This window comes from Synergistales bacterium, from assembly GCA_021736445.1.
GTDB lineage: Bacteria > Synergistota > Synergistia > Synergistales > Aminiphilaceae > JAIPGA01.
Genome location: JAIPGA010000071.1, coordinates 1 through 13,849, shown reverse-complemented (window position 1 = coordinate 13,849; position 13,849 = coordinate 1). Strand labels below are relative to the sequence as shown.

Below are 13,849 nucleotides of genomic sequence, written 5' to 3'. Positions count from 1 at the left end.
CAGTACCCGTTACGGTGGAGCGTCTTGGTGATCGCCGCCGTCAGCGTCGTCTTCCCGTGGTCGATGTGGCCGATGGTTCCGATGTTCAAATGCGGCTTCGAACGCTCAAACTTCTCCTTGGCCATTACCTGTTACCTCCCCAATGTATTGTATGCTCTCCCACGTAGGGTAAAATAACCAGCGAGATTGTACCACAGGCGCACTCACGCTAAAAGAGATCCGCCTGCCAACACCTCTGGAAGGCAACGCGGATCTCTCTTTACTGGAGCCGACTTCCGGACTCGAACCGGAGACCCCATCCTTACCATGGATGTGCTCTACCTGCTGAGCTAAGTCGGCATCCGTATTTTTGGTGGTAGGTGAAGGATTCGAACCTTCGTAGGGAGTAACCCGGCAGATTTACAGTCTGCTGCCTTTGACCACTCGGCCAACCTACCACATGTACACCGATTTTCAGCCAATGGAGCCGGCGATCCGACTCGAACGGACGACCTGCTGATTACAAGTCAGCTGCTCTACCAACTGAGCTACACCGGCGTGACGCCTCAGTATTATATCTGCCATTGCTCCATTGTCAACCGGGTTCGCGCCACTTTCGGCAAATTCCAGGCAGGCAAGGGAACCTCCCGAATTCGCGAACACCGCCGCTACCCGTTACCGGCTCCTCCGCGGCTGTGTTCCCTTCCGGAGCCTCAACCCCAATGCATCAGGATCCGGCGAGCGATTTCAAAATAGACAAGCAGCCCCAGTACGTCAACGACAGTGGTGATAAAAGGCCCCGACATGATCGCCGGATCTATCTTCAGCATCCGGGCGATCACCGGCAGAAGGACACCAGCGAGATTGCCCAGCAACACCACCCCTACCACACCGAGCGCCACAGTCAACCCCACCGCCGCCCCTGTATCGAGCATGTAGGCCCTTCCCAAAGCAAAGGCCGCCAGGGCAACGCCGAGGAAGAGCCCCGTTCCGATCTCGCGGAAAAAGACCTTCACAATGTTCTTCCTCTGGATCTCGCCAAGGGTCATCCCACGGATCATCAGGGTCGCCGACTGGGTTCCGGCGTTCCCCCCCGTGCCGATCAGCAACGGAATGAAATAGGTGAGCGCTACGGCGCTCTGCAGGGTAATCGAGTACGCCTTGAGTACCGACGAGGTGATGGTCTCGGTGAGGATGCAGATAAAAAGCCACATAAACCGCTTTCGGGCCATCGTGAAAAAGCCTGTATTGATATAGCTCACATCGGTGGGCTCGATTCCGGCCATGCGCTCGAAGTCTTCCGTAGCCTCCTCTTCCATGATGTCCAGGACATCGTCGAAGGTAACGATACCCACCAGCCGATGTTCGCTGTCCACCACAGGAAGGGCCTGAAAGTCGTACTTCGAGAGCTCCCGGGCCACCTCTTCCCGGTCCGTGCGTGTCGTCACCCATACCGGGTCACTGTCCATGACCGCCCTGACCGACGTGGATCCCCGGGCGAGGATAAGATCCTCCAGCTCCACTACACCGACCAACTGTCGTTTCGTATCAACGACAAATGCGGTGTAGATGGTCTCCTTGCCGCGGGCATGCATTCGGATGCGATCTATGGCCTGATCGACGGTCATGTCTTGCTTCAAGTCGATGTATTCGGGGGTCATCACACGACCCGCGGATTCCTCGGCGTAGTTCATCAGCCTGTTGGCCAGCGTCCGCTCTTCGGTAGGGAGGCTTTCCAGAAGCTTTTTCACTGTTTTGGCAGGCAGCTCATCCAGGAGCTCCGTCCTGTCGTCATCGGACATATCCCCCAGAATCTCCGCCACCTCGCGGTCGGTAAAATGCGAAAGGAGGGTTTCGCGCTCCTGTCCTTCCAGCATTTCAAACACCTCAATAGCAAGATCCTTGGGCAGGAGACGAAAAAACAGGACACGCGTAGATGGTTCGAATTCTTCAAGCATCTCGGCGATGTCGGCGGGTTCCATTGCCGAGAGCAATCTCTTGAGTTGTGTCAACTCACGGTGATCCAGAAGCTTGCGTACCTCCGGAAGGATATTGGGAATGATATCAGGCATCGGTGTTTGCCTCCATTTCCGCCCCCGCGATACGGAATGCCAGGCAACCCTGCCTGTACCGTCAGAGGGGGGCTCTTGCTTTTTGTCGGCCCGGTTGCGGCCCGGTACTATCGCTCATACCCATCTCCCCACTTGTTATTCCAAATCCACAGGTTTCACTGGGTCTTCGGCGTTTTTCCTCGGTATTCCTAGCAAAAAACGGCGGGAAAGGCAACCCCTCCCGCCGTCAACTGGTCTTTATGGTTACAGCTGGCATCCTCTCCAGAAGAGGATTAACGCTTGGAGAACTGCTTCCGCGCCCGGGCGCCCTTGAGTCCGTACTTCTGCCGCTCCACCATGCGTGCATCTCTGGCGAGCAACCCGGCCTTCTTGAGGGGCTTCCGGAGCTCCGGATTCATCTTGGTCAGCGCCCGCGCAATCCCGAGACGCACGGCACCGGACTGTCCCGAAACGCCACCGCCATGGGCGCGCACAAAGACATCAACGTTACCCTCCACACTGGCTACCTTCAGGGGCTCCAAAGCATGGGCCTGCCATCTGCCGGTATGGAAATAGTCCTCGGCGGGACGGTCGTTGACGTAGACCTTCCCCTCTCCGGGCAACACGCGTACCCTTGCGATAGACGTCTTGCGCCGTCCGGTACCCCAGTAAAATCTTTCAGTACCTGCCATTCATAACCCTCCTTTCTGCTAAATATCCCACGTCTCAGGCTGCTGGGCCGTGTGGGGATGATGTGGTCCCGCATAGACCTTGAGCTTCTTAAACATCTGGCGCCCCAGTCGCGTTTTGGGAATCATCCCCCACACGACCTTCTCTATCAGCCGCTCCGGATGTTTGTCCAGCATCTCTCCAAAGGTTCTGCTCCGGAGCCCGCCCTGGTATCCGGAGTAGCGGTACACCAGGCTTTGCTGCCGCTTCTTTCCTGTAAGGGCGACCTTCTCCGCATTGATGACAATAACAAAATCACCGGTATCGATATGCGGGGTATAGATGGGTTTGTCCTTCCCGGTCAGCCGTTTTGAAATCTGCGCCGCGATGCGCCCGAGTGGCTTATCGGCGGCATCGACAATATACCATTTACGTTGTACCTGATCCGGTTTTGCCATATAGGTACGGTTCGTCGTCATCTCATTGCCTCCTCTATGTATCATCATGCGCCGTATCCACCGAAGGTCGAGGCAGCAGTGTAGGGGGAGACCGCTCCTCTCTCCCGGCGACACGGACAGTAACAACATGCTTCAGTCTATAGCACGCGCTCCAGTCGGTCGTTTTTCACAAGACCTTTGAACCGCCCGCGTTTACCGACGGGAACCCCATTGACATCCTTGAGATCCATCGTCATATCCCGAGGTGTGCCGTGAGCGATATAGCTCCCAACCCCAAAGGCGTCGACCTCCGCTGCGGCAAGTTGCTCTATCCGCTCCGGATTCAGCCCGCCTGAAGCGATGATCTGTACGTGGGGAAACCCGCCCATATCCAGCGCCTGCCGAACCTCCCGGGCCAGGTCCGGTTTGACGCCACCCCGTTCAGTCGGGGTATCGAGACGCACGCCGGCAAGCCGTTCGCCCAGAAAATCGGCAACCCGCAGGCTCTCTTCCACCTCGTCCTTGAAGGTATCCACAAGGATGATCCGGGCCTCTTCTGCGCCGAGGCTTTCGTCGTAGGCTTCGGCGATACGGAGCGTGTCGCCGGCGATGAGGATGGCCGCATGGGGTATGGTACCCTTCGGCACCACGGAGGCGAGCTTGGCACCGAGGATGCAGCTCGCACCGCTGCACCCTCCGTACCGAACAGCTGCGCTCTCCATGACTGGAGCCACCGCGGGGTGCACATGTCTGGCACCAAAGCAGAGCACCGACTTGCCGCCAGCAGCCGCAACGCACTCCGCAGCGGCCGTTGCCCAGCCGGTAGCGCTTGCCAGCATACCGAGGATTACTGTCTCGTACATCCCAAAGGCCTCATAGGGCCCGTGGATACGACAGACCACATCCTTGCCCTCGAATGAGGAGCCCTGGGGAATCGCATAGATCTGGACATCACCGCGTCCTTCGAAGAGCCGGAGCACCTCGTCCATACCTGCAAAGACTCCCGGCTTTCTGGCGAACAGTTCGGCCACCACCGGGGTGTCAAGCGAACCCAGTGCCCGCAATACATCCCGGGTTTTGACAAAGTACACGTCCGTCGTCAGTCCTGCCTGGATCTCCTCGTGGGTAGCCGAATGGTACCGGTCATCACCTGCGGAGAACGCAGTAACATCACCGATAGAGTTGAGGGATCGCTGCATGGTCATCCTCCAGCTCTACCGGAAAAGGAACACGATAACGACAGATGAAAGCATAAAAAGCGCTATCAGGATAACGCTGATCTTGGACAGTGCCGTAAACCGCTGCCACTGGCCTCCGGAGGCATCAGCCTGGGTGCCGCCTCCGAAAACGCCGGTAAACCCTCCCTGCTTCCGCTGCTGCAACAACACGACGCCTATAAGGGTCAGTCCCAAAAGGACGTGTATGATATAGAGCGCAATCCGCATCGTACACACCTCCATCTGTTTACGCGAGTTGGTATTGTACCATAGATGGTCAGAATAACATATCTGCCAGGCTTCGACAGGCCCGAACTCGGTGAGAATATTCGCCTTTGACCGTTCCATCCAGTGCGGCAAAGGGCTTGTCGAAACCCCGCGGTATGAAAACCGGATCGTAGCCGAAGCCCCCGCTTCCCTCAGGCGAAAAGGAGATCTCGCCCCACACATATCCCAGACTGAGCGCCACTCTCCCCGCCTTCGGTTCCACATAGGCCAGCGCGGCGACAAAACGGGCGGTCCGGTCTTCATGGTTCTGCAGCTGCTGGAGCAGCCGGCTTATCCGTTCTTCAACGGTAGGGGCCAGTCGGGCGGAACGAATCCCAGGGGCCCAGTCGAGGGCCAGCACCTCCAGGCCGCTGTCATCGGCCAGAGAGGGATATCCTGTGGTCTCCGACCACGCCCGGGCCTTCTTGAGGGCATTCTGGGCATAGGTCGTTCCATCTTCGTCAACGTCCACAGGATCCGTCACATCGGGGCCAAAGACCAATGACAGAGGAACACTGCGCAAAAGCTCGTGCATCTCGTGAAACTTGTGCCGGTTACCGCTGGCAAAGAGCGCTTTCGCTTCCAATGACTGCCTCCCTCTCCTCTCCACGTAGCCCTAAGGCCTCACGCTGGACGGAAAAAAACTCCTCCGTGCCCAAGTCGGCCAACGACAGCATGGCATCCAGCTCATCCCGCGAAAAACGATGTTCCTCCCCGCTGGCCTGCACCTCAACGAAATGGGAGGTATCGGTCTTCACGATATTGCAATCCACGTCAGCCCTGCTGTCCTCCTGATAATCCAGATCCAGAAGAGCCCTTCCCTCGATCAAACCGACGCTCACCGCTGCAATCTGACAACGAAGAGGTATGGAAGGGAGTTGTTTGCGCTCCCACAGCAACCGCAGGGCATCAGTCATGGCCACATAGGCTCCGGTGATAGACGCGCAGCGCGTCCCTCCATCTGCCTGGAGCACATCACAATCGATCCACAGGGTACGTTCTCCCAAAAGAGAGAGATCCACCCCGGCACGCAGGGAGCGCCCGATCAGACGCTGGATCTCGTGGCTTCGACCTTTGATGCGCCCGCGCACCGACTCCCGCTGACTTCTGGAGGCCGTCGCCCGGGGGAGCATGGCGTACTCAGCCGTGATCCACCCCCGCCCGGACCCGCGCAGGAAGGGAGGAACCTTCTCTTCAACCGAGGCGGTACAGTGGACTCTGGTATTACCGACACTGATGAGCACAGAACCTTCGGCGTGGATATTCAGCCCCCGTTCGATCGCAACCGGGCGGAGCATATTGCAGGCTCGTCCGTCGCTTCGTTCTTCCATCCCCAACTCCTTTTTCAAATCTTTTCACGAACGTGGCGCAAGTGTCCAGGCCACGTCCAGTCGCAGGGGTGCATTGTCACCGACCCGTTTGCCGTTGACAAGGATACGCACCTTCCGCACCGGTGGAAAGTTGTCGACCACAGTTCGCACGAGCCCGGTCATGAACAGCTGCCCCCGCTTCCTGGACAGCTGGCTCAGCGCGGAGAGGAACCCGGAGCTGAGGTCGATGTACAGCGTGTCGCCGGTCTTGAAAACGTGAAGGATGCGAACCGGATCCAGGCTCTCGCTCTGCACCCGAAGCTGTTCAAAGAGCTCGTTCAGAACGTGACGCAGATCGTTCTCGTAGATCCCCGGAACCACACTGACCTCCCGAGGCGAGAGACCGGAATCGCCGAGGGGGAAGATCCTGTAGGCCTTCTTCCGCTTCCGGTCTGTTCCCTGTCCATCCCCCTCCAGCATGGCAGCGGCCTCCTGTCTGCTCTCCACAGTACCGCCAAGGTCCTTAGACCCCGAATCCAACCACCCCATTACAAAACCCGCCACCACATAGCCGACACCAAAGAATACGATCAGAATGGAGGCCCAGGCGAGAAGCCGAAAGGGCAAGGGGGCTTTCCGCGCCGGCCCGCCCTCTTCACGCTGCTTCCCCCCTGTCGAGGAGCGACGGCGCGGTGGAGAATGCCGTGCCTCCTCCTGTCGGTCTACGTAGGTATCCTGCTTTTTCTTCATGCCTATCACCGCCGCTTAAGATGCTTCGATTCCGCGGGTTCTCCCCTCCCGTTCCCCGGTAAGCCCGCACTGCCTGCCACCAACACAAACCGTCACTGCAGATAGGAATGTACGCCTCTGGCCAGGAATTCCGCAATCTTCTTCCGGTAGGAATCCGTAGCGAGCCGACGGGCTTCACTCTTTTCCGTAAGAAAACCGACCTCCACAAGCACCGAGGGCATGCCCGCACCCTTCAGTACTGCAAAAGGCGCCTGGGCGATCCGACGCATGGGCATCCCCTTCTTTTTCCCTTCGGAAAAGAGAACCTCGGCGAAGGTCATGCTATCGGAAACCTTGGCGTTCTGTTGCATATCCCCCAGTATGCGCAAAAGCATGGTGCTTTCCGTCTTGTTTTTTTTCACCGAACCATTGAATTCTCTGTTCTCGATCCTGGCAAGCTTCATGGCGTCCTCGTCCGTCGGCAGCGCCATGATATAGACCTCACACCCTTTGGCATGTTTTCCCGGGGGGAGCGCATTGCCGTGGATGCTGATGAACAGGTCGGCATTCATTCTGTTTGCAATATCGGTCCGCTCTCCCAGCTTGAGATAGGTATCACTGTTTCTGGTCAGATGCACCCGCAGGCCGAGCTGTTTCAGCAGTGTTGCAAGCTTCCGGCTGACAGCCAGGTTCAAATCCTTTTCCAGTATCCCGTTGGCTACGGCACCGGGGTCCTTCCCGCCGTGCCCCGGATCGATCACCACAAGAGGGGGCCCCTCTCCCCTCCCATCCGGTTCGGTGACCGCACTTGGCCGGGGCAGCGACGGCGAATCGGAATCCGAAGGCTGCTCATCGCTTCGCCGCGGACCGATGAAATCGACAACGAGACGGTGGGGATCGGAAAGGGTGTAGTGCTTCACCCGGCCCCGTTGATAGTTGAAGACCACCACACCACCGTCGGCTCCCCCCTGCTGGTTCAGGGAAACATCGACCTCACCGGGGTAGGGCGACTCGGCACCGGGACAGGAGGCATCGATGGTCAGGCCGTCGATCGTTACCCGGACCGCGTCATCGTCAACCTGGACAGAGCTGGTAAAGGTGTCCGAGATATCGAGCACCGCCCGTATGCGGTTGTCGCGCCAGGACCAACGCAGGCCCTCAAGCGCGACTCCACCGACAGCAGTTCCGGAAACAGGCTCCCGGCGAGTGCCCTCGTCCTGTTTGGACAGGCCGGCCACCAGGGCTTCGAACTGCTTGCTGTACTCAGCGCTATCCTCGGGATCCCCGTTGTCTTCTTCCTTCTGTGTGGATTCCGCAGAGGCGTCCGATGGCTGGGGCTGAGCCCCCTTCCAGTAGAACCGTTCCGCGGATTTCGCTTCAACCAGTCTGTTCAGCAGGGAAAGGCTGTGGTGTACATCGGCCCACCAGTCGCCGTCGGCCCGCACAACGGGGTGCTGCAACGGAACAATCTGACCGTCCAGCCGTGCTACAGCTCCCTGGGCTACAAATTCCAGATTGTGGTGCTCTGCGCCCAGCCACAGCGTCTCCTTTTCCTCCCGTACAGAGCAATCCGCCAGTCCAGCCAGGGGGATCAGTGACGCGAGCACAACCCCATCCTCCATCCGAACAGGCACCGCGCCGAGAAAAGCCTCTCCACGCCATAGCTTCCACTGCTCGCCGGCCTGCATCGGCACAGCGAACAACAGCAGCAGCACCACTATTCCTAGACCGACCTCTCTCCACGCACTCCACCGCACGATTATCCACCACCACAAGACCCTAAGGCATTTCTAGAAGCGACCAACACATTCCTGCCGCCCACAGCATACCAGTCGCGCATGTTCTGTCTCACCTGTGGTCCACCCGACTACAACGCCGCAAGGATCACCTCCGCCGTCTGACGGATCATCTCTTCGTTGACATCGACATGCGCCACAAGACGGACGCGGCGTTCACCCACTGCATTGAAGAGCACCCCTCGTTCTCCACAACGCGCCACCAGCTCCGGGGCAGTACATGCATCCTCAGGGAGCGTAATGAACACCATGTTTGTCGTTCCCTCATGCTGTTCCACAGCCAGACCGCCTCGATTGAGCAGTTCGGCAAGCAATGCTGCATGGTCATGATCCTCACCCAGACGCTCTACCATGTGTTCCAGCGAGTAGAGCCCTGCAGCCGCAATCACTCCAGCCTGTCGGAGCCCTCCACCTAGGCGCTTTCGCCAATGCCTGGCCCGGTGGATAAATCCCTTTGATCCGCAGACAAGCGAACCTACGGGAGCTCCCAGTCCCTTGGAAAGGCAAATCTGCACGGAGTCGACCTGACCGGTAAATACAGATGCCGGAACATCATGCGCAACGGCGGCATTGAAAATCCGCGCACCGTCAAGGTGTACCAGGAGCTCTCTATCCCGGGCCACCGCCACTGCTCTCGAGAAACACTCCGGGGAAACGGCGATCCCCCCGTGATGATTATGGGTATTCTCGAGACAAAGCAGCCGGGCCGGAGCAAAGTGAACGTTCTCGCCTTTACAGGCTCCCCCTATCGCTTCAACGGAGGGTATCCCGCCGCTATCGTCAACCAGCAAGGGCATCATCCCGCCGAGAACCGCCAGCCCGCCACCTTCATAGATATAGATGTGGCTTCCGGAGCCCAGGATGACCCCATCACCTCGGGAACAGTGCGTCATCATGGCCACGAGGTTCCCCTGTGTACCGGATGTCACAAAGAGCGCGTCCTCCTGATCCGTCAGCTCCGCAGCCTTCAACTCGAGCGCCCGGACAGTGGGGTCTTCACCGTATACATCGTCACCCACCTCCGCTATAGCCATCGCAGCCCGCATCTCCTTGGAGGGTTTGGTCACCGTGTCGCTGCGTACGTCGATCATCCTCATTCCAACCCCTTTCGCGTTCCCCGGCTTATGTGTCCCGGGGACGATACCGCGGCAGCGTAACCGATTCAGCCTCTACACAGAGACCCGGTCCCCTGCCGTTATCGGCATCTCCATGGAAATCCGACCCCGCCGTCACCGCAAGGCCATATCGTCCGGCACGTTTCAACAAATACAGGATTCTGTCGGGCCGCATCCGGGGATTATAGACCTCGATTCCCCATAAACCAGCCTCGACAAGCCCCGACTGCACCTGCTCAAAGACACTGCAATCCCGCCGGGTCAGTTCAGGGTGGGCGAGCACAGGATACCCGCCACAACGTCGTATCAGCTGAATGCATTCATTCGGTGACAGTGGGGCATCGGAGGCGGATGTGAGGGAGGCATCGCTCAAATAGCGGCGGAATGCAGCAGGTCGGGTGGGCGCACAGCCCTGACGCACCAGTGCTCTTGCAAAGTGGCTTCTGGTGAGCCGCCACCCTCCGGACTCGGACCGCAGCTCTTCCAGCTGGATCGAGCACCCCTGACTCCGCAGCGCTTCAACAATTCGGAGGCTCCGCCGGTGGCGCCACTCTCCAAGGAGGTGCAACGCTTCATCAAGATCCGGATGGTCAATGCGCATACAGAATCCGAGTATATGAAGAACTCCCGGAAACCGAGCGGTGAGTTCCACCCCTGGGATACCTTCTATTCCCCATCTCCGCGTCTGAACAAGAAAGGCGGGGACACCGGCGACCGTGTCGTGATCCGTCAGGCTCGCCGTCTCGACGCCTTCCGCCGCGAGCCTTCCCACCAGGGAACAGACATCGTCGACACCATCCGAGATTTTGCTGTGCAGGTGCAGATCAACACAACGCCTCATCCCCGCTGAAAAAAGGAACGCAGACAACCGGCCGCGATCATCTCTCCCTGCCCTTCATCCGCTGCAGGTTACGCCTCTTCCTCGACAATCTCCTCTACCTCGAAGAGCGTCGCGATATCCAGCAGCACCGTCAATTCCCCATTCTGATCCTTGGCCACACCCTGGAGATAGCGATCATCGACACTGGCCTCCACCGAGTCGGAGGATTCGATATTCCGCTCCTCGATATTCCTGACTTCACGGACTCCGTCAACCAGAAAGCCGAACAACAGTCCACGGGGTTCCACCACGACGATCCGTGAATTGTCGTGGATCTCGTGGTGCTCACCGCCCATTTTGGTAGAGACATCCATGACAGGGATGACATTCCCTCGAAGATTGATGACACCACGAACATAGGCCGGCGCATTGGGCACCCTCGTAATCTTGGGAGGCACCCGGACAATCTCCCGCACCTGCCCGACGTCCAGACCGTAGTGTTCCTTAAAGAGATCAAAAACGAGGATAATCCGTGCATCACTGGAAGACCTGCCGTCCTCCGCAGCTTCCATGATGCCCTGAACATCCATTTCGGCAACCTCTGCCATATGTAGACCCTCCTCGTTTCAGGGTTAAGGGGGCACTCTCCCCTTTTACTCCCAACGTAGTATACTACAGCCTTTACGGCATCTCTAGCACCACCGCTGGGGTAATGCCTGGCCCAGCAGGATTTCTCTCAGCCTGGAAGAGACAGCACATCCTGAAAGAGTGCATATCCCGTTTGCCGAGCTCCCGCCCCCGCACCGCTGACATAGACCTCCCCGAGGGTGTCGGTGAAGAACAGCGCACCATTGGTGTTCCCCGGGAGTATGGAGAGAGGGTGATTCTTGGGGAGCATCACCGGCTTGACCGCAATATCCACACCCTCCCCCAGGCGCTCCACCCTGGCCACGTGTCGGAGGCATCTCCCGGATCGACGGGCCTCCTGAATCATCTGCGGGGTGACATGCCGGATACCCTCAAAGGGGAGCATCCGGATATCCAGAGGCTCGGCTCCCATAAGAACCTGCGATATGATAGCAGCTTTGGCCGCCGCCTCCCAACCATCCACATCAAGGCTGGGGTTCGCTTCGGTAATGCCCATTCTCTGGGCGTCCACCAACGCTTCGTCAAAAGAGGCACCCTTGGCCATCAGACTGAGCATGTAGTTGCAGGTCCCGCTCACCACCCCTTCAAAACTGAAGATCCGGCTTCCCCTAAGCCCATGGCGGACAAATGAAAAAAGCGGTGTTCCCGAGAGCACGGTCCCTTCAAAGAGAAAGCAGACCCCGCGTTCCGCGGCAAGCCGGGAAAGCTCCGGAAAATGCAGTGCCACAGGACCTTTGTTGGTTGTCACCACATGCTTCCCCCGTTGCAGAGCTGTTTTCATGTACGTCGCGGCGGGTTCGGCATGGACAAGGTTGGTCACCGTGCTCTCCACCAGCACATCGTATTCCTGGTGTTCGATCAGTTCATCCACCGCCAGATCAAAAATCGTATCGGGCGGCAGTTCGTCACGAAGGCTGTTCCCGACGTCGATCCACTGGAGAACCTGTTCAGGCCTCAGTCCCGCTTCCCTGTAGATCCCGCCTCTGGAGCGTGTGGCAACCGCAACAATATCCATTGCACAGCCGTACTGCCGGGCAACCGCATCGTGCTTTTCCAGAACATGCTCGACGAAACCCCTGCCGACCCTGCCCAGTCCAAGTAGGTTGAGACGCAACCGCACATCTTCACCCCCGCACCTGTACTCTCACTCTGTTGTATCCTATCATGAGTGGAGACAAAGGGACATTCCACCCCACACGACAGAGGAGGAACCAACGTGGACAGCGACAGCGTACAGCGACTCGAGGATGTACTGCACTCCTGCGAGCGTGTCACCGCCAGGCTTATCGAGGCCGTCGCCACAAACGCCCAGCTTGCCGGCACCCATACGAAGGAGGTCTCAGAGCTTTTCGACCAATGGGTGGCGATCATCGGCCGCGACCTTCGGGCCAGACTCGAGGAAACAGGCACCCTGGACCTTCGGGAAACCTCGCAGCAGCTCGGGATCACCATGGAATCGCTGGTCACCCTGCTGGGCTACCTGCACCGGAGAGGAGACATCTCCATCACTGCGGTGACAGCACACCCAACTGAAGAGAGCAACCGCGAACTCTGCGGCTGTATCGACGGGCACACCCCGGAAGGACAAGAAGGAAGATCGCCATGACGCCGAAAAAAGAGTGGGGCGCAATCCGTACCGCAGCCCATCGCCTGGTCACCCACATCACCGAAACGAAGGACGTGGAAGAGACCAGCACCGATCTCGCACCGTCTATCGATCACACACTTCTCAAACCAGGCATTCCATCGGAACGCTACCAGCAGCTCTGCAACGAAGCCAGGCACCATCACTTTGCCGCCGTCTGCATTCCCCTGAGCGCCGTTCCCGTGGCGGCGCCGCTTCTCGAAGGAACGCCTGTCCGCATCGCTTCCGTAGTCGGATTCCCCCTGGGGACCACACCGCTTGAAATCAAACGCCGGGAGATCGCGTGGGCATTGGATCAGGGTGCCAACGAAATCGACGCGGTCGTCGATCTCGGCAACCTCCGCAACAACGACCGGGAGGGCGTCACCCTCGAACTGTCCGCCCTCCGGGAGTGTTCCGGCAGACACATTCTTAAGGTCATCATCGAAACACCCATTCTGGAAGAACAGGAGATCATAGACCTCACGGAGCTCTGCCTCGATCACGGAATCGACATTGTCAAAACAGGGACAGGGTTCTTTGGCAGGGTAACCCTCGACGATGTGGCCCTGATCAATGCGACAGCTCAAGGGAGGGTCGGGATCAAGGCGGCTGGAGGGATCAGTTCTGCGGAGCAGGCGGAACAGCTCATACGCGCGGGAGCGACACGCCTCGGCTGCTCCCGGTCGATCTCTATCGTCCATCCAGCCGACTGACATGGAGCATCTGGCCGACAGCATCGTCCGGGCCTTCAACATGCCCGGCTACAGACAGCGGCGCTGGATGCGGAGCCTCCGGAAGACCATCAGCCGCCGGGATATCTTCTGGTGGCTGGACAACTTCCTCCGCGCCGCCTCCGGCAAGGCCTTCCTGGATTTCCCGGAGTCCGAGCTGGCGCCGGTGCGCCCCTCCCGCCTCCCCCGGTCGGCCCAGTAGGCTGCACACAACGAAGCCCTCCGTCCCGAAAGACAAACGAAGGGCCCCGAATCCGCACTGTATCTGCGGTTTCGGGGCCCTTCCTCACGGCGCTCCGTTGCAATCCAGATAAAGATACAAAAAAGCACGCATCCGGCGACGACCTACTCTCCCACGGGTACCCCCCGTAGTACCATCGGCGCTGGAGGGCGTAACGACCGGGTTCGGCATGGATCCGGGTGTGGCCCCTCCGCTGTGGTCACCAGATGCGT

General features: G+C 58.8%; 17 protein-coding genes, 3 tRNA genes and 1 rRNA gene. 3 read left to right on the top strand and 18 right to left on the bottom strand.

The window, feature by feature from the left end:
* From tuf to K9L28_09585, 17 genes are all read right to left on the bottom strand, one after another.
* On the bottom strand, positions 1-125 hold a 125-nt coding region (gene tuf / locus K9L28_09665), incomplete at its 3' end, for an elongation factor Tu (protein MCF7936592.1).
* Between the two features lie 138 nt (positions 126-263).
* A tRNA-Thr gene (locus K9L28_09660) sits at positions 264-339 on the bottom strand.
* Between the two features lie 11 nt (positions 340-350).
* Positions 351-437, bottom strand: a tRNA-Tyr gene (locus K9L28_09655).
* 24 nt (positions 438-461) lie between these two features.
* A tRNA-Thr gene (locus tag K9L28_09650) sits at positions 462-537 on the bottom strand.
* Positions 538-692: 155 nt separating this feature from the next.
* Positions 693-2,051 carry a magnesium transporter gene (gene mgtE / locus K9L28_09645; protein MCF7936591.1) on the bottom strand — a complete coding sequence of 453 codons (1,359 nt, stop codon included), beginning with the start codon at positions 2,049-2,051 and terminating at the stop codon, positions 693-695.
* Between the two features lie 272 nt (positions 2,052-2,323).
* Positions 2,324-2,722, bottom strand: coding sequence for a 30S ribosomal protein S9 (gene rpsI, locus K9L28_09640; GenBank protein ID MCF7936590.1), 399 nt, complete (start codon positions 2,720-2,722; stop codon positions 2,324-2,326).
* An 18-nt stretch (positions 2,723-2,740) separates the two neighbouring features.
* A complete protein-coding gene (gene rplM / locus K9L28_09635) occupies positions 2,741-3,178 on the bottom strand; it encodes a 50S ribosomal protein L13 (protein ID MCF7936589.1) in 438 nt (145 codons plus the stop codon).
* Between the two features lie 116 nt (positions 3,179-3,294).
* Positions 3,295-4,341 carry a nicotinate phosphoribosyltransferase gene (locus tag K9L28_09630; GenBank protein ID MCF7936588.1) on the bottom strand — a complete coding sequence of 349 codons (1,047 nt, stop codon included), beginning with the start codon at positions 4,339-4,341 and terminating at the stop codon, positions 3,295-3,297.
* 9 nt (positions 4,342-4,350) lie between these two features.
* Positions 4,351-4,581, bottom strand: a complete 231-nt coding sequence (gene secG, locus K9L28_09625; protein ID MCF7936587.1) for a preprotein translocase subunit SecG — start codon at positions 4,579-4,581, stop codon at positions 4,351-4,353.
* A 49-nt stretch (positions 4,582-4,630) separates the two neighbouring features.
* Positions 4,631-5,206, bottom strand: a complete 576-nt coding sequence (locus tag K9L28_09620) for a non-canonical purine NTP pyrophosphatase (protein MCF7936586.1) — start codon at positions 5,204-5,206, stop codon at positions 4,631-4,633.
* Positions 5,175-5,951 (bottom strand): ribonuclease PH, encoded by a 777-nt coding sequence (gene rph, locus K9L28_09615; protein ID MCF7936585.1) that lies wholly within the window; start codon positions 5,949-5,951, stop codon positions 5,175-5,177. Before rph ends, K9L28_09620 begins: the two co-directional genes overlap by 32 nt.
* Before the next feature lie 24 nt (positions 5,952-5,975).
* Positions 5,976-6,680 (bottom strand): GerMN domain-containing protein, encoded by a 705-nt coding sequence (locus K9L28_09610; protein MCF7936584.1) that lies wholly within the window; start codon positions 6,678-6,680, stop codon positions 5,976-5,978.
* Between the two features lie 92 nt (positions 6,681-6,772).
* Entirely contained in the window at positions 6,773-8,374 is a 1,602-nt protein-coding gene (locus K9L28_09605) for an N-acetylmuramoyl-L-alanine amidase (protein MCF7936583.1), read from the bottom strand.
* Between the two features lie 152 nt (positions 8,375-8,526).
* The gene (gene ltaE / locus K9L28_09600; GenBank protein ID MCF7936582.1) at positions 8,527-9,552 is read right to left on the bottom strand and encodes a low-specificity L-threonine aldolase; all 1,026 of its coding nucleotides are present in this window, start codon (positions 9,550-9,552) and stop codon (positions 8,527-8,529) included.
* A gap of 25 nt (positions 9,553-9,577) precedes the next feature.
* Positions 9,578-10,438: a PHP domain-containing protein gene (locus K9L28_09595; protein MCF7936581.1), complete on the bottom strand. Its 861-nt coding sequence runs from the start codon at positions 10,436-10,438 to the stop codon at positions 9,578-9,580.
* 41 nt (positions 10,439-10,479) lie between these two features.
* The gene (locus K9L28_09590; GenBank protein MCF7936580.1) at positions 10,480-10,980 is read right to left on the bottom strand and encodes a chemotaxis protein CheW; all 501 of its coding nucleotides are present in this window, start codon (positions 10,978-10,980) and stop codon (positions 10,480-10,482) included.
* 146 nt (positions 10,981-11,126) lie between these two features.
* Positions 11,127-12,152 carry a homoserine dehydrogenase gene (locus K9L28_09585; GenBank protein MCF7936579.1) on the bottom strand — a complete coding sequence of 342 codons (1,026 nt, stop codon included), beginning with the start codon at positions 12,150-12,152 and terminating at the stop codon, positions 11,127-11,129.
* A 102-nt stretch (positions 12,153-12,254) separates the two neighbouring features.
* On the opposite strand from K9L28_09585, the gene K9L28_09580 reads away from it, so the two are divergent.
* From K9L28_09580 to K9L28_09570, 3 genes are read left to right on the top strand one after another with little or no spacing between them, the layout of a single operon-like run.
* Positions 12,255-12,644, top strand: coding sequence for a hypothetical protein (locus K9L28_09580; GenBank protein ID MCF7936578.1), 390 nt, complete (start codon positions 12,255-12,257; stop codon positions 12,642-12,644).
* A complete protein-coding gene (deoC, locus tag K9L28_09575) occupies positions 12,641-13,378 on the top strand; it encodes a deoxyribose-phosphate aldolase (protein ID MCF7936577.1) in 738 nt (245 codons plus the stop codon). The genes K9L28_09580 and deoC overlap by 4 nt, the downstream gene beginning before the upstream one ends.
* A 1-nt stretch (position 13,379) precedes the next feature.
* Positions 13,380-13,598 carry a hypothetical protein gene (locus K9L28_09570; GenBank protein ID MCF7936576.1) on the top strand — a complete coding sequence of 73 codons (219 nt, stop codon included), beginning with the start codon at positions 13,380-13,382 and terminating at the stop codon, positions 13,596-13,598.
* A gap of 130 nt (positions 13,599-13,728) precedes the next feature.
* Here K9L28_09570 and rrf read toward each other — a convergent pair.
* Positions 13,729-13,844: ribosomal RNA gene (rrf, locus tag K9L28_09565) — 5S ribosomal RNA — on the bottom strand.
* Positions 13,845-13,849 lie beyond the last annotated feature (5 nt).

What these genes read in the sequence shown, in the direction of transcription:
- mgtE (MCF7936591.1), bottom strand. Translation starts at nt 2,051, where the DNA reads ATGCCTGATATCATTCCCAATATCCTTCCGGAGGTACGCAAGCTTCTG.
- rpsI (MCF7936590.1), bottom strand. Translation starts at nt 2,722, where the DNA reads ATGGCAGGTACTGAAAGATTTTACTGGGGTACCGGACGGCGCAAGACG.
- rplM (MCF7936589.1), bottom strand. Translation starts at nt 3,178, where the DNA reads ATGACGACGAACCGTACCTATATGGCAAAACCGGATCAGGTACAACGT.
- K9L28_09630 (MCF7936588.1), bottom strand. Translation starts at nt 4,341, where the DNA reads ATGACCATGCAGCGATCCCTCAACTCTATCGGTGATGTTACTGCGTTC.
- secG (MCF7936587.1), bottom strand. Translation starts at nt 4,581, where the DNA reads ATGCGGATTGCGCTCTATATCATACACGTCCTTTTGGGACTGACCCTT.
- rph (MCF7936585.1), bottom strand. Translation starts at nt 5,951, where the DNA reads ATGGAAGAACGAAGCGACGGACGAGCCTGCAATATGCTCCGCCCGGTT.
- K9L28_09610 (MCF7936584.1), bottom strand. Translation starts at nt 6,680, where the DNA reads ATGAAGAAAAAGCAGGATACCTACGTAGACCGACAGGAGGAGGCACGG.
- ltaE (MCF7936582.1), bottom strand. Translation starts at nt 9,552, where the DNA reads ATGAGGATGATCGACGTACGCAGCGACACGGTGACCAAACCCTCCAAG.
- K9L28_09590 (MCF7936580.1), bottom strand. Translation starts at nt 10,980, where the DNA reads ATGGATGTTCAGGGCATCATGGAAGCTGCGGAGGACGGCAGGTCTTCC.
- deoC (MCF7936577.1), top strand. Translation starts at nt 12,641, where the DNA reads ATGACGCCGAAAAAAGAGTGGGGCGCAATCCGTACCGCAGCCCATCGC.
- K9L28_09570 (MCF7936576.1), top strand. Translation starts at nt 13,380, where the DNA reads ATGGAGCATCTGGCCGACAGCATCGTCCGGGCCTTCAACATGCCCGGC.